Below are 21,508 nucleotides of genomic sequence, written 5' to 3'. Positions count from 1 at the left end.
TCAGCTTTTGACAATGCGCATCCACTAAGTTGCGTCTCACGATCAATTTGACAGGACCCGGTTCAGTCGATCATTTTCAAGCAGCGAGCGGGTAGCGCCGCCAAAGATCCACTCCGTGAACCTGCTATGGCCGTAGGCGCCGGATATGATCAAATCCGCATGCACCGCGTCGGCCACATCGGCGATCGTTCCACCATCGGATTTTTCCGGAAACACTTCCGCCTTCGCCTTTACGCCGTGAAAAGAAAGGAAGGCGACAACATTGTTCAGGCTGTTCCAGGTTTCGGTCGCGTCATTGTTGATCGTGATTACACGAACCTCCTGAGCCATTTGCAAAAAGGGCATGGCATCAGCAACCGCGCGCCTGGCTTCACGCGTGTCCTTCCACCCGACAAGAACCTTGTTGATTCGGAAATTTTCCTGGTTGGTCGAGGTGACCAGTACAGGTCGCCCCGCCTGAAGGATCAGGTTGCCGAGATCTGTGGACCGATGAACGTTGCCAGACGAGGCGCCCTCGGGCGACGCTGTGACGATGAGATCGGCCATGCGCGCCGAGTCGATCAGCAAGCGGGTCGGATTGCCCACAGCCCCACGCCATTCCGTATCAACCTTTGCGCCAGCAAGGCCTTCGAACTCGGCGCGGAGATCCTCAATTCGTCGCTCGATGTTCTTCCGCTGGCGCATCATGCTCTCTCCTTCGAAGGCCACTCCTCCTTCCAGTACAACAGGCGGCGGAACGTCGGCAGCCGAGAGACCAATCAGGCGCGCATCGAAGCGGTGGGCCAGATCGACACCGAGCTTGATAACAGGAGCGACCATGCCGTCGATGTCGAGATTGAGAACGATTGACTTGTAGCCCATTGGGCTTTCCTTCCATGGATTGGAGATGATGCCGGCTCGGCAAAGGGGAAACGTCAACAGACGCCCTGCCGCGAAACGCGGCTTCGCAATGCGGCAACCCTCAAAAGCCGGAGGTCTGCCTCGCAAAGTTTTCAAAAAACTGATTACGAACGATCGTTGTCGTGAGAAGTGCGCCGGCCGGCGAGATCGTGAAGGTCCTCGCCCTACTCGAACATGATCCGAGCGGTACCTCTTTTGGCGATCAGCATTCTCCGAACTTCCTGGATCCGCTCAGCCTGTTGTTTGGTATAGGGACCCATCGGCCGAGTCTTTTCATCGCCACGACGGACCCGGCAGTACCAGTGGCCGCTGTCCGAGAATATCTCAACCGAGGTCGGCGTCTCATCGGACGCTTTCCTGGCAACCTCCTTTGCGAACTCGACGATCTTTGAATAATGCTGAGCGGGCGCAGCCGTGCGCAAACCGTTGGTGTTAAGTTCCTGTTGCACTATGGACATAAGTCGAACTCCTTTCGTTCACGACGACACACCGCTCCGCCATGCTGGTTGAGCTCTCTCCGGATCGCGGTGCCCGAGAGCGCTTGCTAGGTTGCCATTTGGCGCTCCATTTCCGCCTCGGCCTCTAGACTTTCGATGTCGCGGAAAATCGAAGCGACAGCCAGCGTGCGCCCTTCGCGCTTGAAGCGGAGCAGGCAATCCTTGGCAATGATATCTCCATCGACCACGATCTCGTCCCATTGCGCGGCATGGCCGACATAGTTGATGGGAACATCATAATGCTGGCTCCAGAAGAAAGGCACGGCGACGAATTTCTCGCGATGGCCGAGCATGTTGAGCGCCGCGGTTCGCCCCTGCCTCTCGGCAACCACCCAATGCTCGACCCGAATGTTCTCGCCACTGCGAGGATCTGGCCACCGCGCAATGTCGCCGGCCGCGAATATCCCTGGTGCGCTCGTCTCCAAAAAGGCGTTCACGACGACACCGCGATCAAGGATAAGCCCCGCCGTTTCGGCAAGCCCTGTCCGCGGCCGCACACCGATGCCGACGACGACGAAATCCGCCGCCAACGTATCGCCACTGCCGAGTTTCACCTTGCTGCCGTCGATGCTGCTCGCGGTGTCCTCGAGATGGAAAACAATGCCGTTCTCCTCATGGAGGGCGCGGATGAAGTCGCCCATTTGCGGACCCAGGACCCGGTCCATGGGTCGCTTATCTGGCGCCACGACATGAACGTCGATATCGCGCGAGCGCAGGGCCGCGGCAACTTCCAGGCCAATGAAACTGGCGCCAAGGACGACGGCGCGTCGCGCAGTCGTGGATCGCTCGATAATTGCCTTGGAATCTGCGAACGAGCGCAGCGTGTGTACGTGTGGCTGGTCGGCGCCGGGTATGGTCAGGCGCACCGGTTCGGCTCCAGTTGCAAGGAGTAGCCTGTCGTAAGGAATCCTGCCCTCATCCGCGAGGACAACCTCGCGGGAATGCAGGTCGATATGAACGGCCTTCGTATCGAGACGCAGGTCGATGTTGTTTTTTGAATAGAACTTCCCCCCGCGGAGCGGAATCCAATCTTCCGGTGCCTTTCCGGCGAGGTAGTCCTTGGAGAGGTTCGGCCGGTCGACGGGCGGTGCTTGGTCATCGCTGATCATGACGATTCTGCCCTGGTACTGCTCGCGCCGCAGTGTTTCGGCCGCAGCAAAACCAGCCGCGCCGCCACCGACAATGACGATTTTCTCGGGGGCCTGGCCAGCGCTTCCGTCGCGCGGCCTCGGTGCCGTCCGTTTGAGTTTCTCGCCGACAAATATCCGGCCATCTCGCTGTTGCACCGACCAGCACGCGAGTGGATTGAAGGCAGGCGCTCGCAAGGCCTCGCCCGTACGCAAATCGAAGCACGCGTGATGCCAAGGACAGCGGACGGTATCCTCCACCACAAGACCATCGACAAGCGGCCCGCCGTAATGTGTGCAAGTCGCCCCGATGGCGAAGGCCTCAGTCCCGCGGCGCACCAGCAACACCTGTTCGTCGCCGCAATGGCCGACGAGCTTTCCGCCATCGGGAAGATCCGAGAACGCGATCCCCTGGACCAGATCCGGCCCGTTTAATTTGGTATGGCCTTCAGCCATCGTCTTCTCCTTGGCGATCCGATGTCAAAATCGCTCGTACGGCGAAGCGACAATCCCCACTGGGGATACGTTCTGCCTGGCTAGTGCGCCTTCGGATTCTCAGCACCACTTGCGCCAAACATTCCGACCACGTGACGCAATGGGCCGAGTGGTTTTCACACTGCAGTTTCCCGCCGTCTCCAGTATCATGCAAACGAATTTAATCGGTAATTGAGTGCAATTTTTATGGTGGCTTCCTCAGCCATTCCACTGCGGGCAATTACAGAATCGCTTGCCCCGTCTTACCCCAGTCGGCGAGAAAGGACTCGAGGCCCTTGTCGGTGAGTGGGTGTTTGGCGAGGTTTCTGAGTACCGCTGGTGGTACGGTTGCGATATCGGCGCCTGCGATCGCCGCCTGTTTGACATGGAGAGGCGTGCGAATCGAGGACGCCAGGATTTCCGTGGTGAAGGATTTGTCGTTGTCGTATATCGTGCAGATTTCTCGGATCACTTCCATGCCGTCCAGACCGAGATCGTCGAGCCTGCCGACGAAGGGCGAAATGAAGGTCGCGCCTGCCTTGGCTGCGAGCAGTGCCTGGTTGGCTGAAAAGCACAGGGTGACATTGACCTTGTGCCCAACCTGACTGAGCGCCCGGCAAGCCCTGAATCCATCCCAGGTCGATGGCACCTTGACGGCCACATTGCCGGCAATGCCGGCCAAACGCTCTCCCTCGGCGATCATGCCGTCGAAGCCGGTCGCGGTGACCTCTGCCGAAACTGGGCCCTCAATTGTTTGGCAAATCTCTTTTATCACATCCCTGATCGGTCGGCCGGTCTTTGCGATAAGGGACGGGTTTGTGGTCACCCCGTCGAGAATGCCAGCGGCGGCAAGCTCGCGAATTTCAGCAATGTCGGCTGTATCGACAAAGAATTTCATTGTTCTTCTCCTCAACTGAACGCGCCCATCGATGATCGGATGGATTTTCCTTGGTTTGGTTCCGGAGAAACGGGTTTGTTGTCGCTGTCGAGACCGCAAGCCAGTGTCTTCGGCAGTGGAGGAGGGGCGCGCCGTTTCATCGATGTTTCAGCAAAACCTCTCTAAGGACGACGGCATCGTTGTGAGCCTCGTCATGAGCCGCGTAGACGAGTGTGACGGCGCCTTGCCGTAGCAGATCGCGTAGTCGGTCGAGCACATCGCGATGCTCATGGATTTCCGCCGCATATCGCTGGCGGAATTCCTCCCAGCGTGCTGGATCGTGTCCGAACCATTTCCGAAGCTCGGTGCTTGGCGCGAGTTCCTTCATCCAATAGTCGATCGCTGCTTCGGTCTTCTTGACCCCGCGCGGCCAAAGCCGGTCAATCAGCACGCGAATGCCGTCGTCGGCGGCCGGGCTCTCATATGCCCGTTTCAACTTTACTCTCTCGTTGAAGATTTTTTCGCTCATCGAGGTCGAGTCCCGTCCGTGTCTATGTCGTTGACGGCATCGAGAAGGCTGGCGAATTTGCTTCTCAGGATTTCTTCGTCGACCGCATCCGACACGAATACGAAGATGTCGCCGCGATATCGCTCGATCCAGTGATGGCCCGCGCCGCGGCTACGCAGGTAGCTACCGATCTGTTGGATCGTGGAATCTCCCAGACCCTTGTGCAGGAGAAATTTCATCACGGTTGCACTTTGCCCAGGGACAGGTTCCCGTCTGATTCAGGGGCCGACCTTCTGGCCCTGAGCGTTGAATGGTTTCAGATAGGCGATGACGTCGGCGATCTCCTGGTCCTTGCTGAGACCGGCAAACGCCATCTTTGTGCCCGGCACCAGCTTGCGCGGCGCCCTCAGATAGGTCGTCAGCGTCGGTTCATCCCAGGTCAGACCCGAATTCTTGTTCGCCGAGGAATAGCTGTAATCGGGATACCCACCGGCCGCTCGGCCGACGACGCCGTTCAAAACCGGACCTACCCCGTTTTGTGCGTCAGGGCCGACCTTGTGGCAGGCCATGCACCTCCTGAAGACGACGGCACCGGCTTCGGCGTTGCCGGGGGATGAATCCTGCGCATGGGCCGAACCGACTGCAGTGAGAATCGCGGTCGCCAATCCAAGCATGGTCGATTTCATGGTTGCTGCTTTCAATGAGCGGCGGCTTGGTTTTCGCCAAGTCCGCCCCTGGCAATATCGGGATCACACACCTTGCCGGATCCAAATCGCGGATCCGGCAGACGTTGCCTCAGGAGGGAACCAGTGGGCCGGGGTTCTTCAGATATTGGTTCTTGATCGCCTCCGCCGCCCAGTAGGCAAGAGCACCTACCGGTCCGGTCGGGTTCTTCCCGGCGTTCTGAGGAAACACACAGGCACCGGTGACGAATACGTTTGGAACATCCCAGACCTGAAGATATTTGTTCAGAACGCTGGTGCTTGGGTCAGCTCCGAAAACTGCCCCGCCTGTGTTGTGCGTGCTCTGATAAGGCACGATCGAATAAGGCACGGGGGGAATGCTCCGATCGACCTTGGTCGCACCCATCTCCTTGGCGATTGTCACGCAGATGTCGGCCTGACCGTTCATCTGCTTTACCTCGTTGTCTTGGAAGTCGAACGTCATCCTCATCAGCGGACGCCCAAAGACGTCGGTGTAGGTCGGATCGAGACTTAGATAGTTCTGTCGGTAGGCCATCACGGCGCCTTGATTGCCAACGCCGGCCGCGTGGTCATAATTGTCGACCACTGCCTCCTTCCAGTCGGAGCCCCAGCGCGGCGTGCCGCGCGGTGTTGGATGCGACTGGATCGGCCTGGCACCCGAGTTGCTGCAGCTGATGCCGCCGCCACCGATGTAGCCGGCCTTCTCGAAATCGTAGTTATCGCCGTTGAAATCATCCATACAGGTGCCGAGTGCGCCGGCGCCCATGAAACGATTCAGGATGGTTTTCTTGTCGAAGAAGGCGGTAGCTCCGCCACCGCACTGATAGGCATAGTTGCGGCCGACCACGCCCTTTCCCGTTGCCGGGTCATAGGGCACGCCAATCCCCGAATGCAGCAACAGGTTGACGTTGCCGAGCGCATAGGCCGACAGGATGATGAGGTCGGCAGGCTGTTCGAATTCGCGCCCGCGTGCGTCGAGATAGGTGACGCTGACCGCCTTCTTGCTGGTCGAGTCGAGATTGACCTTTAGCACGATCGAGTTGGTGCGCAGTTCGAAATTCGGGTTCTCCAACGCCAGCGGGATGACGGTAAAATGCGGGCTCGCCTTGGCATTCGCCTCGCAGCCGAAACGTTCGCAGAAGCCACAGTAGTGACACTGGCCGAAGGCCACGCCATCCGGATTGATGTAATCCCGCGACGCGTTTGACGATGGGTTGGGGAAAGGGTGGTAGCCGAGATTGCGAGCCGCCTTCTCGAACATCACCATGCTCTGCGCGGCAATCATCGGCGGATTGGGGTACTCGGCCTTTCGCGATCCCTCGAAGATATTGCCACCATCGATCTTCCGACCGTTAATATTGCCGGCCTTGCCGGAGGTGCCGCAGGTTTTTTCGAACTTGTCGTAGTAGGGCTCGAGATCGTCATAGGTGATCGGCCAATCCTGCAGGTGCATATCCGAAGGGACGAGCTTTTCGCCGTATTTGTCGACCGTCCGGGTGCGTGCCTGATGATCCCATTCTAGCCAGCGCCAGGTCACGCCATTCCAGTGCACGCCGGCGCCGCCGACGCCCTGGCCGGGCAGGAACGAGCCGAGTTGACGCATCGGCAGCGCCGTCTGCGATTCATTATTGCGGAATGTGATGGTTTCCCGCCGCACGTTCTGCATGAGGTCGTAGCGGGCGGCGTAGCGCAACTCGTCATGGATCTGCGGGTCGATGAAATCCGGATTGGTGTCACGCGGGCCTCCCCGCTCAAGGGCGACGATTTTCAGCTTTGTCGATGCAAGCTCCTTGGCAATGATGCCGCCTGTCCACCCAAGACCGACAATCAGGACATCGACCGCGTTGAGTTTGGTGGCCATGTTAGAGTCTCCTTTTTATTGCGTGAATTAAATGAGATCCTGTATGCCCTTCGGATCGGCCGCGTAGGGCTTGTTCCGAAACGGTTCGATCTTGTCCATGTACATGGCGTCGGCGCCTGGGAAGCCGATCATCTTCCACGCCGCGCCATCCTTGTTTCCGCCATACATCGGGTCGGCGAAATAACCCTCGATCGTGAGCTGGAGCAGAAGCCCGAAGAACGTTTCGGTTGGCACTGTTGGAAGCTCGACCATCTTGCCCTCGAGTTCGCTCATCACCGCGACACGATCTTTTGCCAAAAGGTTCTCGAAAGTGCTCTTGTGGTTTTTCTGCACATAGGCACTGACGTCGGCGATGCCGGCCCGGATCAATTCCGATGGCGTCATCAGCAATTGATAGCCTTGTTCTGGCGTGCCCTCGCCGAACGGCCCTTCCAGATACAGCCGGTCGCCCTTGCCGTATCCGCCGGCCATTTGCCGATCGATGTAGATCGCAACGCCGAGTTCCTTGGCGCCGGGGCCGGTTGAATCGCTGGGAATGAGCGTGTCGATCGCTGCCTCGATGAAGGCGGATTCGTCCACATTGAAGAATTCATAGCCAGAGCCTCCAGCTTGAGGTTCGGTGGCGGCGGTTCCGCGATGATGTTTTGTATCGGCCGTCGCGGCCACCATTTCGTCCGCCGATGCGGATCCTCCAAGCGGTAGTGTACTCGCGGCCGCGCCAGCCGCGCCGAACAGCTTCAGAAAGTCGCGACGCCCCACATCGCCTTGGCTCTTTTCTCTCGTCGACATGATTTCTCCTGTGACGCTGCAGGCAAAACGATGTGGGAGGATGGAGAGAGCTTGCGCCCGCTCCAACCGGCGCTGCGCAGCATCCAGCGCTAGGCTTGGTGGAATTCTTCGAGCCTAGTGCTGGAGCTAAGTATCTAGCAAACGAATTTGATTGACATTTAAACGCAATTTTTATGCTATTACCTATGGATATTGAGCTCGCCCGCACTTTTATCGAGATCGTTTCGACAGGGAGTTTTATTCGGGCCTCGGAGCGCTTGAATGTCGCCCAGACGACCGTAAGCGCATGAATCCGCAACCTCGAGCAGCAACTGGGCCGCACACTTTTTGTTCGCCACAAAGGCGGAGCTTCGCTGACCGCGGCCGGCGAGCAATTTCTGCGCCACGCCCCGATGTTCGTCCAACTATGGCAACGCACCCTTCATCAGGTTGCCGTGCCGCAGGGACGCCGGGCTGTTCTGACGGTCGGCAGCGAAGTCAGCCTTGCGCAACCTCTGCTGCTTGATTGGGTCCGATGGATGCGCGGCTCGCTTGAGGATATTGCGCTTCGAGTACACGTCGATGTGCCGCAGGATTTGATCAATCAGGTCGCATCGGGAATGGTCGACTTAGCTATCATGTACGCGCCCCCGCACAGACCGGGTTTGAAGATCGATCTGCTTCTGGAGGAAAAGCTCGTCCTTGTGACTACCAATTCCGAAGCGCGCCTCATGGACGGGTCCGATTATGTTTATATGGATTGGGGACCGGATTTTGGACTTCACCACGGGATGAATTTCCCCAGTGCTGCGCCGGATCTTTCTTTCGATCTCGGTCCACTCGCGCTGAACTATGTTCTCGCGGCTGGCGGCTCCGGATATTTCAGGATGAGCGCGGTTCAGCCGCACATAATGGCGGGCCGACTGCACCTTGTGCCTGAAATGCCGCAGTTCTCCTATCCGGTCTATGCGGTGCAATCCGCAAGTGCGGACGAGAGTGTAGTTGGTCCAGCGCTGATGGGATTGCATTCCGTCGCAAGCGGCGACATCAAATTCTGTGAGTTCTAGTGGAGCGTCTAAATATCCGACTGGACTGACGGGAACAGAAGGTCGACCGTTGTCCCAATCCCTCGTTCACTGCTTATCCGGATCCGACCACCAACCATCTGGGTCAGTGCCTGCACTTGTGGCATCCCTATCCCGGTACCCTTCTCACCCTTCGTCGTGAAGAATGGATCGAACACCTTCCGCAAGACTTCAGGAGCCATGCCGCAACCGTGGTCTTTGACGCGAACGCATGCGTGGGTTCCAGGTCCGGGCGGGTCAGGTTTCGCGGTCGTCTGCACCAGTCGTTCAGTGATGATGCGGATCTCCCCGCCACTTGGCATCGCATCTCGTGCGTTCATGACGAGATTAAGCACTGCGGTGTCGAACAGTGCGGGATCGATCAAGCAGTCCGGGACATCGGGACCAAGTTCCAGCTTGACCCGGACATCGGGCCCTGCGCCATACCTTAGGAAAGGCTCGAAAGACGTGAGGAACTTATTCAAATTGCCAGCGTGGATATCCACTTCCTGATGCTTTGCGAAGGCCAATAGCAGTGACGTTAGCTCGATCCCTCGATCGATTCCTTCCCGCGCGGCCGCGATGTAGGCACGAACCCTTTCGGGCTCGTCGGCTCTTCGTTCAGCGAGCCCGAGCCCGGATTCTATTACTGCCAGGAGGTTTCTGAAGTCATGGGCAATACCGCCCGTCATCTCGCCCAGCTCAGCAAGCCGGTGCGTTGCACGCTCGCGTTGCTCGGCAGCAGTTCGGGCATCGCGAGGTGCGTCCGGCACTTGGGTGCGCGCGTCGCGTCCTGCCAGAGATGATGGTTGAGTTTCACACGCAAACACGCAGCCTGTCATGAAAGTCGCCCCTATAGGTCACTGACGACACCCAAGAAAACTCGCGCTTCCATTGGTATCGTCGTATTAGGTTCCACTTGTTGCCGAGGGCCGTGCCTTTCATGGGCATGATCTAAGCGCGACGGACGACCCTTTTCGTCATGATGTCTTCGACAGTCGGGAATGCCTTGAGGGCCGCCTCCGGTAGGTCGCCATTTGCTCCAACCATTTCAGCCCAGCCATGTGCCTCTGGTTCGCCGACGATAATACGGCCGACCATTCCAGCATGCTCATGCGGGATACAGTAATAGTCGTAGACCCCCTGCTCGGTGAAGGTAACCAAAAAGCTTTCCTTGGGCAGGAGGTAGTCGGACTCCCACGATTTCGCCGTCTTGGGCATGCGAAGCGGTCGCCCGAAGTTTGCCGGATTGTACGCCGTCGTCGTGTGCGAATTGCCAGGATTGAGGTTGGTCCATCGGATCGTCTGCCCTGGCTTGATCAGAATGCCGATCGGGTCGAACCAGACTTGCGAACCGTCGTCGCGCCCTTGCATCCGAATTTCGATCGCCTCGCCGGCCCATACTGCCACAGAAGAGAGCGAGAGGGCGGCGGCAAGGCCCCCGCCCGCGCTTAGTATCTCACGACGCGTGAGTGTCATTTGGCGACCTGGGCCTCGTCAGCGGCGGAGACATGCCACAGAACGACGTGGACATGCGGCCCTTCGACTCCCGGATGGCCGGCATTGTAGTAGACATCGACATGGTCGACATTGCCGCCGGGTGAAGCGAGATCGTCAAAACGCTTGTCTGGATTGAGGTCCTTGGTCGGCAGCATATAAATCGTGCTGACAAGCTTGCCATCGTGGTCATAGGCAAGGAATGGTCCGGCAGGCAATGTCGTCGGAACAACGAAAAGTTGGCCCATGCCCGGCAGGAAGTCCGGCAGCTTCACAAGCTTGCTGACCTGTTCGTACGGAGCGGCTGGCGGAGCTTTGGTGACCTCATCCGCCGCCATGGCGCAAAGCGAACTGCCTACTGTCAGGGCAACTGCGAGGACGAGTTTTTTCATCACGGTATCTCCTTGTTGAACTAAAAAACGCGATGGCCGAAGATCTGAACGAGGTCAAAGAATCCGATTTCACTTGCTGGCGCGGCCTGTTCGCGTCAGGCCAGCAAGCAGGAGACTGTTCTGATCGTCAAACGAAATTAACTGGCATTTCAGTGCATTATTTCTGCTATTCGGCTGCACACCTGTTTGCTTGATTTCGAAAAATCTTTCACTACCTCTGAATTGCTATGGATAGTTTCCACCTCGATTTCCGGCAGCCGAGACTCCTCAAAACGGGTCATTAGCCCGGACGCGAGAAAGCCTTGGCTTCGCGTCCGGGACAGCCAGCATCTCCACACCTCATCTGCCTTGCTTAACCAGTGCGGCTGAACGCTGATTTGCGATCGCGTTTGGATCGACTTGGAGTTGACCCTGATGATCTCCCCCGTCTTGTCAGAGGAAGACATTTCGCTTGACCTTGCGACAAAGGGAAAGCAATCAGCCTTATCAAAAATCGCGATCAGGATTGCGCGAAGAGCCGGGCTTGACGAGCAGGTGGTTCTCCGTGGTCTCTTCGACCGCGAGGATTTCGGCTCGACGGGCATAGGTCGTGGCGTCGCAATCCCCCACGCTCTACTGGGTATGATCTCTTCGCCTGTCGCGTCTTTGACACGCTTGGCCCAGCCTATCGATTTCGACGGCCCCGACGACGACCCCGTCGATCTCATTTACACCGTACTCTGGCCGCGCTCTGCCACTTCCGCCTTCCTCCCTGCCCTTTCCCAAATATGCCGGCTGTTTCGGGCATCTCAGGTTCGCGAGCAGCTCCGGCAGGCACGGTCATCCGATGAAGCCCTGGCGATTCTCGAAACTGAGCCGCATCAGGAATTTCCACCAATTTGCATATTGCCCATGCCGGCCTGGCATTATGATGTCTAGGCAGTCCAGCAATGCCTTAACTCCATTGACGCGGCGCATACCGCGTCAACGGCTCGCGGCGCAAAGCTGCCATCCGTAGAAGATAATGCGATTGGCGAGTGGCTGTACCAGCCCCTTGAATCAACTTTGGCGAACCGCTTCGTAACGTATTGACGGATAACGATTATTTTAGTCGCTGAGGGTCACCGTTTTGTACAGGAACTAGCGGATGGTTTGCCAGCCCATTTCCTTCGTATTCTCTCGTATGGTCACGCGACCCTAAGGAGGATGAACGAGATTAATTCCTGGCTTAGGGATATAGCAGCATCTCGGATTTCGGGAGTATCGAGCAGAAATTCGGACTTGGCGCAGCTCCATCCGGTTACGAACTCACGTCACGCATTAGTTCACATTGGTAGAGCCGCTTGCGCATCGGTTCGGATGCCTTACATGGGTCGGGGTGATGCCGGTGTGCTGGCGAAACACCCGGCTGAAATGCACGGCATTGCCGCAGCCGCAGCGATAGGCGATCTATTACATGTGGTCACGCGGGATGCGGGAATTGCGCTCGCGCTCAAACACCTTGCGGCCGTCATCCAGTGCTTCGATTCGTTGCGAAACCACCCATTCGGTCGCCGTGCAGGAGAGATGCGTGGTGCAATGGCTCTGCGTTCGCCAGCCTTCCCGCTCGGCACAGCACGTCCAGCGGACCTCTGCCGTCAGCGACAGCGGGTTATCGGGCGCTATCGACCATACCTCCTGCCGGATGTCGCGCGTGCACAAGCCGTTGCCCGGATGGCGGCTAAGACCTGTGTCCTCGTGCACCCGATAGCGCGTCACGCCAACTCGTCACGCGCGGCGGTGCCGTTGCGTTTGCGATAAGGCAGGAATTCGAGCACCGCCGGCACCCCGCCAGGAACCGTTTCGGGCATCCAGATGCGCGCGGCGAGCCGGGTGTCGTCTTTCAGGACGATCCACTCATTTTCAATGACACGGAAATTCTTGTTCGTCATGCGATCAACCACAAAGCTCTACTCGGTGGCAAGCACACCATCCCGCCGCCGGAAAGGTACGATCATGTCCCGGTTCAAGCCTCCAGCCAGACCCGGCTGGCGATGCGGCCATTGGAAAAGTCATTGCCAATATCGGGAACAAAACCCTTGAGATGGCTCGTGCAGGCGTTGATGAAGTCGTTGAATACCGGCAGTATCAGGCCGCCCTCATCTCGCACCATCAGCGCCATGTCACGGTAGAGCACGCGCCGCTTGGTCTCATCCAGTTCACCGCGCGCCTGCACCACCATCTTGTCGAAGTCGGGCCGCTTGAAGCGGGTGTCGTTCCACCCCGCGTTGGAAACGTAGGAAGTGGAATAGCGCGCGTCCTGCGTCGGACGACCACCCCAAAAGGAGGTGCAGAACGGCTTGACGTTCCAGACTTCCGACCAGTAGCCGTCACTCGGCTCGCGCTGCACATTGATCTTGATCCCGGCCTTTTCCGCGCTCAATTGGAAAAGCTGGGCCGCATCGACCGCGCCGGGGAACGCTGCTTCCGAGGTGCGCAGCAGAATTGGATCTTGAAGGCCAGACTTCTTGAAGTGGAATGCAGCCTTGTCGGGATCGTAATTGCGCTGCTCTATATCGGCAGGCGCGAGCGCATAGTTGGCGTTGATCGGGTAATCATTGCCAATGGTGCCGAGCCCGCCCAGAACCCGATTGAGGATAGCCTCGCGGTCTATCGCATATTTGAGCGCCAGACGCAGATCATTGTTGTCGAACGGCACGGTGTCGCAATGCATCAGGAAGGAATAGAAACCCTTGCCGGAGGTGCGCAGGATCTCGACGCCCGGAACCCGCTTCAGCAACGGCGCGATCTTCGGTTCGACGGTGCTGATGAAATCGACCTGACCGGATCGCAACGCGCTGGTCCGCGCGGTCAGGTCGTTCATCACGGTAATAAGCACGCTGTCGACGTAGCCCCGGTCCTGGCGCCAGTCGTCCTCGTTTTTTTCGAAAGCAGCGCGAATGCCCGGCTCGAACGCAGCCAGCTTGTAGGGACCGGTGCCGATCGCAGCTGTCGGCTTTTCCACGCCGCCGCCCGGCTGGATCTGAAGATGATAATCCGTAAATATCAGCGGCAAGTCAGCATTGGCTTCCTTCAGCATCACCACCATGTCGCCCGACCGTTCCTCGATGCGGTCTATCCCGGATAGCAGGCCGAGTGCGCCCGATTGCGATTTCTTGCCGGCGTGGCGGCGCAACGTCTCGACAGCATCGCTAACGGTAAATGCCTTGCCATCGTGGAAACGAACGTCCTTGCGTATCTTGAAGGTCCACTCCTTGGCGTCGGCCGACGCTGACCAGGATTCGGCCAGCGAGGGAACCGCCGCGCCCGTCTTGGGGTCGGATTCGACCAGCGTATCGCCCCAGCAATGCGCGATCACAAAATTGACGCTGGCGGACGCCAGGGCTGGGTCGAGCGTATCGGCGGAGGCGCCGCCATCGAGCCCCAGCCGCAACTGTCCGCCGCGCACTGGCGTTTGCGCCGCGGCCGGTGACGCCAGCGAGCCTGCGGCTGCGAGAAGGCCTAGAGCCACCCCCGCTTGAAGAAGATCACGGCGTGAGAGACTCGATAACCTGCTGGAAGCGCTCATTGGGTTCTCCTTTGGACTGAAGCCTTGTGGCCGATCCTAGGCAGAGCCTGCGGCAACGCAATTTCGTCGCTTGAAGCGTTTTTAAGCAACTTTATACTGTCTCCATGAGCAACCCATGGGCCAATTTCAGCAGCAACCTGAAACTTGCCTGCAGCACCCACAGATCGGTATCCGATCTATGCCGCACCATCGGTATCAACCGGCAGCAGTTCAACCGCTACCTCAATGCAGGAACCCTTCCTTCCGCCCATAATCTCCTGACGATCGCGGCAGCCTTTGGCCTCGAACCAGCCGATTTCGACCTGTCCCCTGGCGTCTTCCGCAGCAAATTGAGCGAGCGGCGCCGACAAACGGCCCTCCAAGGGCCGCTGGCGGACGCCTTTCCTGGTGACCTGCATGCACTCGGACCATATCTCGGATTCTACCAGGCATGGCACACGTCGCTGTCCTGGCCTGACCGGATCGTCTGCGCCTGCGCTCACTTGCGCGAGAATGGCGGACAAGTTCTGGTTTCCTCGCTTGAGCGCATCGAAGATGCCGAAAACGGCATCGTGCAGCGTTCACGCTATACGGGGCTCGCGGCGTCGGCACCAGCGCATCTTTTTGACGGAACTGACGCGCGGCGATGCCCCAACCTTTGGACAGACGATCCTCATGCCGTTCGAAACGTACCAGCGGCGTTACCTGCGGGGCGTCACTATGGGCATATCGTGGCGAAACAACAATCTGCCCTACGCCACCCGCACCGTCTGGCAATATCTGGGGAAGCGCGTCAACAAGAGAAGTCTTATATCGCGTTGCGGCATTTATGCGCCCAATTGCGCAGCGCTACCCACGGCCGTGCTGTCTTTTCTGACCGAGGCCCAGCCGGTTGCCGCCGCGTCTGTGCAGGCCCCAAGACCGGATCGCCGAGCGCCTCCCTGAGCCGCGACAGGGTGCGGCTCAACGCGGAGGTGCTGAGCCGGAGCCTGAGCGCAGCCCTTGTCACGCTGCATTGCTGGAGCAGGACGTCGAGGGCGGCGAGCAGGTTCAGGTCGATGTCACGCATGGCGTTTCGCGCAAAGGTCAATCGAGTTCGCTGCGTCTGGCGCGATTTCAGGCGGCGCTTTAATAGGGGCGGCCTAGCATCCTGCTTCCTAGGCAGCAGCCATTTAGAGGGCGAAAAGTCCGTTCGCGCCCACGCAAAATTCATTGGGCACATATCAGCCACAAAAAAGTCGGCCCGATCTCGCGCAGCAGTGCAACGCGGGCAAACTGCCTCTCCTGTATCAACAGGAGGATTTCGTATCGAGCGAAATGCTCGCTAGAATTTCCTGGAGGTCGGCGGTCATGTTCAGTCTCATCTCGGCAGGGAGCGGGTAACAATCCGAAGGCGTTCATAAAGAACGGCCTCGTCGAACTCGCCGTCCGAGAAGAGTGCCATTGCGCTCACGCTCAGGCGCTCCGCCTCCATGCTACCAACGGAGATACCTGCCTCGGCGCAGACACGATCAAAGACCTGCTTTAACAAAGCCAGATCGCCAGTATACCCAATGCCACTTATTGAGACAGGCCCATGGCAGCAGATACTTCGAAAATCGCCTCGGTTAGCTCTTCATCGGATGCGGCCAAATAAGGCGCAGCCCGCCTAATTTCCTTCACTGCCGCTTTGATCGAAACGGTGCCGTCATACTCGGCCCTGTTTAGAAGTGCAGCGATTGCTTGTTCTAGAACTGGACTTACCCTTTGAACACTGCTCATCCACCCCCCCAACGATACGCCCCAGCGGAATAATAATCTATTCTTGGTTGGCTTCAATTGGATGTAAGAAACGTACGGTTGGTCATCGTTGCTTTGCCCTCAGTCCGGAATATTTCGCGCAAGAATATTGCGCATGCTCGTCTTGATGCGTCCGCCGCGGTGTGGCTTAGAAGGGCTCTCGTGATCTGCCCAGGGATTTGCACGTCGAGGTGCCGGCCGAAGTGCCGAAGTCAAGGTGGACGTCTCCTCACTGACCATTCAGCATGCCGGTCGCGCTGATGATCCGTCGGTCGCGGGCAAGCGGCCCAGCCATGCTGGGCGTGCCAGCTTGTCAGCCGCTCGCTATCGAGATCGAGCGCGTCCCAGGGTGAGTCGATGAAAGCGAAGCTTGCTGGCTTGATATTTGTGGCGAATAAGGTTTGTTGGCGGGACAACGAACTATTGCTGATTGTTAACCACCCATCTGTTTCACCGCACGCCATTGGACAAGAGGAAAGCTCGATGACCGTTTCTCCAAATTTAAACGACCAAGCTGATCTGGTATCGGTTACCGCCGAGATCGTTTCCGCCTACGTGTCGAACAATCCGCTGCCGGTCGGCGAGTTGTCGAAGCTGATTGGGGACACCTATGTTGCTTTGCAAGGGATCGGCACGCCTGTCCCCCCGGCTGCAATCAAACTGGAGCCGGCGGTGCCGATCAAGAAATCAGTGTCACCTGATTTCATCATCTGCCTGGAAGACGGGAAGAAATTCAAATCCCTGAAGCGTCATATTGGGACGCATTACAATTTGAGCCCGGACCAATACCGCCAGAAATGGAACCTGCCCGCAGATTATCCGATGGTGGCGCCGAACTACGCAGCCACCCGCTCGGCTCTTGCGAAATCAATCGGGCTCGGGCGCAAGGAAGCGCCCGCACCAGCCGCGGCAGAAAAACCAAAACGAGTTGCTCGCCCCGCGACGGCGACAACAACCGCAACGGCCGTCAAGTCGCCGGTAAAGAAGGCGCGCAAGGCACTCGTCAAAGCGTAGCGTGCTGCACGAAAAAGGAGGTCCGTGCGGTGTCGTACCTGAAAATGGCGAAGCCTACTGTTCCAGCACATCATTGAGCTTGAGGGTCTGGACTTCAATGTCCGCCGCCTGCTTCAGGGAGGCATCGACGGGGATCAGGAAGTTTTCGCGGTCGATCTGGACACCATGGCCGGAGTAGTAGACGACGGCCAGCTCTGCGCCGCTTGCGGGCAAGATAGCTGCGGAACTGCGGGTGGTCTCGCCGGAGTAGACCCACGTCACCGCGCCGCACATGCAATGTCCATTGAGTGCCATCGCTCCCTCCCCGGGCCATGCGTTCCAGCACAACAACACTGACACGTCACGTGCGGAAGGGTGGCGGGCCAGCGGCCTAGTCTAAGCCCGCTTCGTTGCGATCCCGGCGGATTTGATCTTCGGCGGCAAAGTTTCGACGAATGCCAGCGCAAGGTCGAGCCAGCCACGGAGATCCGCCTCGGTGGCCGTGCCCTCCGGCGCAACATGGACATAACCTTCCATCGAACGTCCGCCCATTTCCATCGGCCGCGCGTACGGGCGGGCGGCAGCCGCCGCGTGCCCTTCCTTGCCGACGCGCACCAGGAGCCCGCGCTTCGACGTGCCGATCAGCATGTTGCCGTTGAGCATAAAGCAGGTGCCGCCGAACATCTTTTGTTCGGTGACTTGGCGCGGGCCGAGGGCGGCGCGCAGACGGTCGACCATGGGGTCGGGTGCGATGCTGGTGACTGACTTTGCCATGCTCACCGTCGCTCTGCGATTTGCGGGAGACAGGCAAGCACGGAAGCGGGTGGAGATTCAAGTGGAGTGGCGCGGCGTCCCCTTCTCCCAGCGGGGCGACTGTTGTTTTGCCTGACGGAGAAAGGGGGCGCTATCCCCTCTCCCCTGCAAGGAGAAAATCGGTCTCCGCGTCCTTCCTTCGCGCCGGCCTGACCCGCGCTTCGTGCAGGATCGCCGCAGATCCGCTAACGGATCATGCGTCGTCCCTTCGGCTTCGCCTCGGGCGGGTGACCCCTCCGATTTGTCTCCTTGCCCCCTCTCTCCCGCTGTTCGGCACGAGCTCGGGAGCAGGAGCGGGCTCCTGCCCCTTCGCGCAGGAAACCGCTTCGCGGTAAAAGAATCGAAGGGGAATCCGGATCAGTCGGCTTGTGATTCAAGATGTGGCTGGAGTGGAGGCCAGCATCGGATGACGCGACTGCTTTCGGGGTGCAGCAGGATCTCATCGCCTGTCTGACGGAAGTGCGCCAGGTTCTCAACTCTAATCCCAAGCGGTTCGTGGGCGAAACGGCAAGCTCGAGGGCTGATCGAACGGCGTGGGGGAGTTCGTACGGCCCTGGGCACAGCGAGCCGTTGATGCGCCATCCCATCACCGGCACGCGGCGCTACGCGAGCGCGGGAAGCGCAGAGAGGCGCCAGCATCACTTGAATCTCAACAGCGGTCTGCGGAGAACATCCCCTGAAATGACCATGCGCTCTGATGCGGCACCAACGTCACCGGTAGCTTGATGATTTCTTGCGTGATCTCCTCGCCACGCGACAGTGCCAGCGCAAGCGCTGAAAGCAAGCATATTCTCGCAGCAGCTCTCGCAGACGCGAAGTTCTGATGAGCGGAGACTTAGACGATGCCGAACAGGATCTCATCGCGGGCCTTGCAGCCTAGGTCGCGCAGATCATGGCCGTGTAGCTGCGGAGTAGCGCCGGCGACCGCCAGTCGGCAGACGCTATGACCGCCGACAGGCCTGAAACTCTTCAGCGCCGCGGCGATTCCCATCATCATCGATTGCTCGGGGTAGTCGAGCACTTGGAAAACAGCTCTTCAGGAATGCCTCGACCCCGCCAAGTCCGCGTATAGCACGGGTTAAAAGGTGCTTCAAATGGTGGGCTATGTTCGTGATCATGACCGGACCTCGAGGCTCGCAACCCTGCCGCCGAGCATGTGTGCGTGTGGCCGCACCCGAACCGCAGGGTGGCAGGGGAGAAGGTTGCATCCAGTTGCTCTCCGTCTAATTGGCCACATAGACCATTTTGGGCAACCAAAGCGTGATGGCGGGAAAGACGATGCACAAAGCGACGCCGATCGCTTGCAGGCACAAGAACGGAACGGCGGACCGGAAGATCGTGGCCATGGTGATCTGAGGTGGGGCGACGCTCTTCAGGTAGAACAGCGAATAGCCGAAAGGCGGGCTGAGGAATGCCATCTGCATATTTACCATGAATATGACGCCGTACCAGAGCGGCACATCGCCTGGGGCGACCCCGGGCAGGCCGAACAACCCATCGAACTGCAAGCTCTTCAAAATCGGCAGGAATATCGGCACGGTAAGAAGCAGGATACCGACCCAGTCGAGGAACATGCCTAGCACGAACAGGATCACCATCATTAGCGCGAGCACGCCGTAGGCCGCCAGTCCGGTACCGAGAATTGAATCAGCGACGAAGGTCTGGCCGCCCTTGAGAATGAAAAAGCCGACGAACATCGTCGCGCCAAAAAAGATCCACATCACCATGGCGGTCGCCTTCAACGTGGCGATCCCTGCATCGCGAATGGTGTCCCAGTTGAGTTGGCGGTGCGCTGCGCAGACGATGAAGGCTCCGAAGGTACCTATTCCGGCCGCCTCCACAGGTGTGGCAATGCCGAGGAAGATGACACCGAGAACGACGATGATGAGCAGGATAGGCAGGATGGTGCCGCGCAACAGCTTCAGCTTTTCAATGAAGCTCACCCGCTCGTCGACCGGCAGAGCCGGACCCAGCGCAGGGTTAATATAGCAGCGCAAGGTTACGTAGGCGACATACATACCCGACAGGAGAAGGCCCGGGAGAACCGAACCGACGAGCAACTCACCGAGCGACTGCTGGGCCACAACCGCATAAACGATCGCCATGACCGAGGGGGGGATGAGGATGCCCAGCGTGCCGCCGGCGAGCAGAGAACCACAGGCGAGCTTGGCGTCGTAGTTGCGCCTCAGCATCGCCGGCAACGCAATCATTCCCATCGTCACCTCGGTCGCGCCAACGACACCGACCATGGCGGCAAGCAAGGTGCAGGAGATGACAGTGGCTGAGGCGAGGCCGCCTTTCAGCCCACCGAGCCATTTATAGACGACATCGAACAGTTCCTCAATGATGCCGGCCTTTTCCAAGATCGCCGCCATGAAAATGAACAGCGGTACGGCGGAAAGCTGGTAGTCCGTCATGAAGGGGAAGATTCGCGAGGGCAGCATGTTCAGCATGGCCGAATTGCCGAACAGAAACAGGAAGAGCACGGCGAGGCTGCCGGTGCAGAAGGCCATTGGCAGTCCGAGCAGCAGAAGCACGCCGAGTCCGCCGAACATAAGGACGCTCAGCCACAGGATCGGAAGCTCGAGCCCCATCGCTATTCGCCCCTTCCCGCCGCGGTGGCGATATCGCGCAGCAGGCGGGACAGGCCTTGCAGGATAAGGAGCGCTGCGCCGATCGGCATGGTGAGTTTTACCGGCCAGTACTGGATGCCCCACTCGGTGAAGGACCGCTCGCCAACGGCTATCGCATCGCTGGCGAAACGCCAGCCGGTAACAAGCAGCGCACCGGCAAAGAGAAAAAAGAAGAAGGAAGTGATGATGTCGCATATCGCGCGACCGCGCGCCGAAAGCTGGCTGTAGATGATGTCGACCCTGACATGAGTCTCGTCGCGATAGGCGTAGGCGCCGGCAAGCATGTATTGCATGCCGAACATGAGGAACATGCTCTCGTGGACCCAATTGGTCGGTGAATTGAAAATGTAGCGGGCGACCACCTCGTAATAGTAGGCGAAGACGGCAAGCACAGCCCAATAGGCGACGAGTTCGCCCGTCACCCGCACCAGCCAGTCGACCGGACGAAAAAACGGCAATGGCGGCCTTACCGCACTTTGGGGCACGCCTGTCTCCAGAGGATGAGCCAATATCGGCGTCGGCGTGGTCTCACGTTGCCGGCGCCGCCTCACAAGACCTGGCAGAAGGAAGGCGTCGCCGAGGAGAAGGACCCCAAGCACGATACCGGCTATGCGTGCATATGCGTTCGCGCGACGGAGACCAACGGTCGAGGCGGCGTAACGATCACGGGCCGGCGCGGCATCGGCTTGAGCTTTGGCAACGCGCTGGGCCGCACCAGCCTTGCCGGCGGCGAGGTCTGACTGGGCGCGCGTAAGTAGCCGTTCTGCGTGCTCGGCCTCGGAGCGGGAGAGAGACAGGCTTTCACGGGCAATGCGAATGTCCGCGCTAGTCCACAGGACCGCTAGGAAGAACGGAATGAAGACAAGACCCCAGGCGCTCTTGAGATAGAAACGGTGCATCCCAAGAAAGCCGGCGGTGACCAGGAAAAGGTAAGCCAGGAACAGGCCCGGTCGGCCCGTGTCGCGGCGCTTTTGCTCGCGAGTCACCAGCCAGGCGGCGACCAGCGGGAACACGCCCAGCGTCGACCAGTAGAGCCAATGCGGCATGACGAAGGTCAGTGATGGCATGGAAGCAACTGCCGGTGTTGAAACCCCA

At 58.9% G+C, this 21,508-nt stretch carries 24 protein-coding genes and 4 pseudogenes; 5 read left to right on the top strand and 23 right to left on the bottom strand.

What is annotated here, in order from left to right; translation table 11 throughout:
- Positions 1 to 42 precede the first annotated feature (42 nt).
- From NKI79_RS22950 to NKI79_RS22910, 9 genes are all read right to left on the bottom strand, one after another.
- Positions 43 to 861, bottom strand: a complete 819-nt coding sequence (locus NKI79_RS22950) for a universal stress protein (protein ID WP_352804711.1) — start codon at positions 859 to 861, stop codon at positions 43 to 45.
- A gap of 203 nt (positions 862 to 1,064) precedes the next feature.
- Positions 1,065 to 1,358, bottom strand: a complete 294-nt coding sequence (locus tag NKI79_RS22945; RefSeq protein WP_352804709.1) for a hypothetical protein — start codon at positions 1,356 to 1,358, stop codon at positions 1,065 to 1,067.
- 86 nt (positions 1,359 to 1,444) lie between these two features.
- Positions 1,445 to 2,980, bottom strand: a complete 1,536-nt coding sequence (locus NKI79_RS22940; RefSeq protein ID WP_352804708.1) for an FAD-dependent oxidoreductase — start codon at positions 2,978 to 2,980, stop codon at positions 1,445 to 1,447.
- Between the two features lie 259 nt (positions 2,981 to 3,239).
- A complete protein-coding gene (gene fsa / locus NKI79_RS22935) occupies positions 3,240 to 3,896 on the bottom strand; it encodes a fructose-6-phosphate aldolase (protein WP_352804706.1) in 657 nt (218 codons plus the stop codon).
- 136 nt (positions 3,897 to 4,032) lie between these two features.
- Positions 4,033 to 4,404, bottom strand: coding sequence for a DUF488 domain-containing protein (locus NKI79_RS22930; RefSeq protein WP_352804704.1), 372 nt, complete (start codon positions 4,402 to 4,404; stop codon positions 4,033 to 4,035).
- Positions 4,401 to 4,625, bottom strand: coding sequence for a hypothetical protein (locus NKI79_RS22925; protein ID WP_352804702.1), 225 nt, complete (start codon positions 4,623 to 4,625; stop codon positions 4,401 to 4,403). Before NKI79_RS22925 ends, NKI79_RS22930 begins: the two co-directional genes overlap by 4 nt.
- A 36-nt stretch (positions 4,626 to 4,661) precedes the next feature.
- Complete coding sequence (locus NKI79_RS22920; protein WP_352804699.1) at positions 4,662 to 5,069, bottom strand: c-type cytochrome; 408 nt, start codon at positions 5,067 to 5,069, stop codon at positions 4,662 to 4,664.
- A gap of 109 nt (positions 5,070 to 5,178) precedes the next feature.
- Positions 5,179 to 6,948, bottom strand: a complete 1,770-nt coding sequence (locus NKI79_RS22915; protein ID WP_352804697.1) for a GMC family oxidoreductase — start codon at positions 6,946 to 6,948, stop codon at positions 5,179 to 5,181.
- 27 nt (positions 6,949 to 6,975) lie between these two features.
- Positions 6,976 to 7,737: a gluconate 2-dehydrogenase subunit 3 family protein gene (locus tag NKI79_RS22910; protein WP_352804694.1), complete on the bottom strand. Its 762-nt coding sequence runs from the start codon at positions 7,735 to 7,737 to the stop codon at positions 6,976 to 6,978.
- A gap of 173 nt (positions 7,738 to 7,910) precedes the next feature.
- On the opposite strand from NKI79_RS22910, the pseudogene NKI79_RS22905 reads away from it, so the two are divergent.
- A pseudogene (locus NKI79_RS22905) lies at positions 7,911 to 8,096 on the top strand (LysR family transcriptional regulator); the annotation flags it as partial.
- A 33-nt stretch (positions 8,097 to 8,129) separates the two neighbouring features.
- Complete coding sequence (locus NKI79_RS22900; RefSeq protein ID WP_352804801.1) at positions 8,130 to 8,783, top strand: LysR substrate-binding domain-containing protein; 654 nt, start codon at positions 8,130 to 8,132, stop codon at positions 8,781 to 8,783.
- Between the two features lie 8 nt (positions 8,784 to 8,791).
- On the opposite strand, the gene NKI79_RS22895 is transcribed toward NKI79_RS22900, so the two are convergent.
- The 3 genes from NKI79_RS22895 to NKI79_RS22885 form a co-directional block, all read right to left on the bottom strand.
- Positions 8,792 to 9,622 (bottom strand): ATP-binding protein, encoded by an 831-nt coding sequence (locus NKI79_RS22895; protein WP_352804692.1) that lies wholly within the window; start codon positions 9,620 to 9,622, stop codon positions 8,792 to 8,794.
- 112 nt (positions 9,623 to 9,734) lie between these two features.
- Positions 9,735 to 10,259, bottom strand: coding sequence for a plastocyanin/azurin family copper-binding protein (locus NKI79_RS22890; RefSeq protein ID WP_352804690.1), 525 nt, complete (start codon positions 10,257 to 10,259; stop codon positions 9,735 to 9,737).
- Entirely contained in the window at positions 10,256 to 10,669 is a 414-nt protein-coding gene (locus NKI79_RS22885; RefSeq protein ID WP_352804687.1) for a DUF5602 domain-containing protein, read from the bottom strand. Before NKI79_RS22885 ends, NKI79_RS22890 begins: the two co-directional genes overlap by 4 nt.
- Positions 10,670 to 11,083: 414 nt before the next feature.
- Between NKI79_RS22885 and NKI79_RS22880 the strand changes: the two genes are divergently transcribed.
- Positions 11,084 to 11,587 (top strand): PTS sugar transporter subunit IIA, encoded by a 504-nt coding sequence (locus NKI79_RS22880; RefSeq protein ID WP_352480176.1) that lies wholly within the window; start codon positions 11,084 to 11,086, stop codon positions 11,585 to 11,587.
- A 381-nt stretch (positions 11,588 to 11,968) separates the two neighbouring features.
- Here NKI79_RS22880 and NKI79_RS22875 read toward each other — a convergent pair whose 3' ends face one another.
- From NKI79_RS22875 to NKI79_RS22860, 4 genes and pseudogenes are all read right to left on the bottom strand, one after another.
- Positions 11,969 to 12,097 carry an AraC family transcriptional regulator gene (locus tag NKI79_RS22875; protein ID WP_352480177.1) on the bottom strand — a complete coding sequence of 43 codons (129 nt, stop codon included), beginning with the start codon at positions 12,095 to 12,097 and terminating at the stop codon, positions 11,969 to 11,971.
- Positions 12,098 to 12,100: 3 nt separating this feature from the next.
- On the bottom strand, positions 12,101 to 12,406 hold the full coding sequence (locus NKI79_RS22870) for a hypothetical protein (protein WP_352804685.1): 306 nt from the start codon (positions 12,404 to 12,406) through the stop codon (positions 12,101 to 12,103).
- Positions 12,407 to 12,411: 5 nt separating this feature from the next.
- A pseudogene (locus NKI79_RS22865) lies at positions 12,412 to 12,579 on the bottom strand (CocE/NonD family hydrolase); the annotation flags it as partial.
- 74 nt (positions 12,580 to 12,653) lie between these two features.
- Complete coding sequence (locus tag NKI79_RS22860) at positions 12,654 to 14,216, bottom strand: ABC transporter substrate-binding protein (protein ID WP_352804679.1); 1,563 nt, start codon at positions 14,214 to 14,216, stop codon at positions 12,654 to 12,656.
- Between the two features lie 104 nt (positions 14,217 to 14,320).
- Between NKI79_RS22860 and NKI79_RS33315 the strand changes: the two are divergent.
- A pseudogene (locus NKI79_RS33315) lies at positions 14,321 to 15,140 on the top strand (helix-turn-helix domain-containing protein).
- On the opposite strand, the pseudogene NKI79_RS22845 reads toward NKI79_RS33315, so the two are convergent.
- Positions 15,103 to 15,264 (bottom strand): annotated as a pseudogene (locus NKI79_RS22845) (LysR family transcriptional regulator); the annotation flags it as partial. The pseudogenes NKI79_RS33315 and NKI79_RS22845 sit on opposite strands and share 38 nt — an antisense overlap.
- A gap of 491 nt (positions 15,265 to 15,755) precedes the next feature.
- Positions 15,756 to 15,956 carry a hypothetical protein gene (locus NKI79_RS22840; RefSeq protein ID WP_352480157.1) on the bottom strand — a complete coding sequence of 67 codons (201 nt, stop codon included), beginning with the start codon at positions 15,954 to 15,956 and terminating at the stop codon, positions 15,756 to 15,758.
- Positions 15,957 to 16,457: 501 nt separating this feature from the next.
- On the opposite strand from NKI79_RS22840, the gene NKI79_RS22835 reads away from it, so the two are divergent.
- The gene (locus NKI79_RS22835; protein ID WP_352480178.1) at positions 16,458 to 16,988 is read left to right on the top strand and encodes a Ros/MucR family transcriptional regulator; all 531 of its coding nucleotides are present in this window, start codon (positions 16,458 to 16,460) and stop codon (positions 16,986 to 16,988) included.
- Between the two features lie 54 nt (positions 16,989 to 17,042).
- On the opposite strand, the gene NKI79_RS22830 is transcribed toward NKI79_RS22835, so the two are convergent.
- The 5 genes from NKI79_RS22830 to NKI79_RS22810 form a co-directional block, all read right to left on the bottom strand.
- Positions 17,043 to 17,282 (bottom strand): hypothetical protein, encoded by a 240-nt coding sequence (locus NKI79_RS22830; RefSeq protein WP_352480158.1) that lies wholly within the window; start codon positions 17,280 to 17,282, stop codon positions 17,043 to 17,045.
- Between the two features lie 81 nt (positions 17,283 to 17,363).
- On the bottom strand, positions 17,364 to 17,741 hold the full coding sequence (locus NKI79_RS22825; protein ID WP_352480159.1) for a TfoX/Sxy family protein: 378 nt from the start codon (positions 17,739 to 17,741) through the stop codon (positions 17,364 to 17,366).
- An 874-nt stretch (positions 17,742 to 18,615) separates the two neighbouring features.
- Positions 18,616 to 18,801 carry a hypothetical protein gene (locus NKI79_RS22820; protein ID WP_352804674.1) on the bottom strand — a complete coding sequence of 62 codons (186 nt, stop codon included), beginning with the start codon at positions 18,799 to 18,801 and terminating at the stop codon, positions 18,616 to 18,618.
- A gap of 202 nt (positions 18,802 to 19,003) precedes the next feature.
- Positions 19,004 to 20,374 carry a TRAP transporter large permease gene (locus tag NKI79_RS22815; protein ID WP_352480161.1) on the bottom strand — a complete coding sequence of 457 codons (1,371 nt, stop codon included), beginning with the start codon at positions 20,372 to 20,374 and terminating at the stop codon, positions 19,004 to 19,006.
- A gap of 2 nt (positions 20,375 to 20,376) precedes the next feature.
- On the bottom strand, positions 20,377 to 21,480 hold the full coding sequence (locus tag NKI79_RS22810) for a TRAP transporter small permease subunit (protein WP_352480162.1): 1,104 nt from the start codon (positions 21,478 to 21,480) through the stop codon (positions 20,377 to 20,379).
- Between the last annotated feature and the right edge of the window lie 28 nt (positions 21,481 to 21,508).

Source organism: Mesorhizobium sp. M0340, assembly GCF_040321535.1.
Classification (GTDB): domain Bacteria; phylum Pseudomonadota; class Alphaproteobacteria; order Rhizobiales; family Rhizobiaceae; genus Mesorhizobium.
This window is presented reverse-complemented; position numbering and strand designations above follow the sequence as displayed.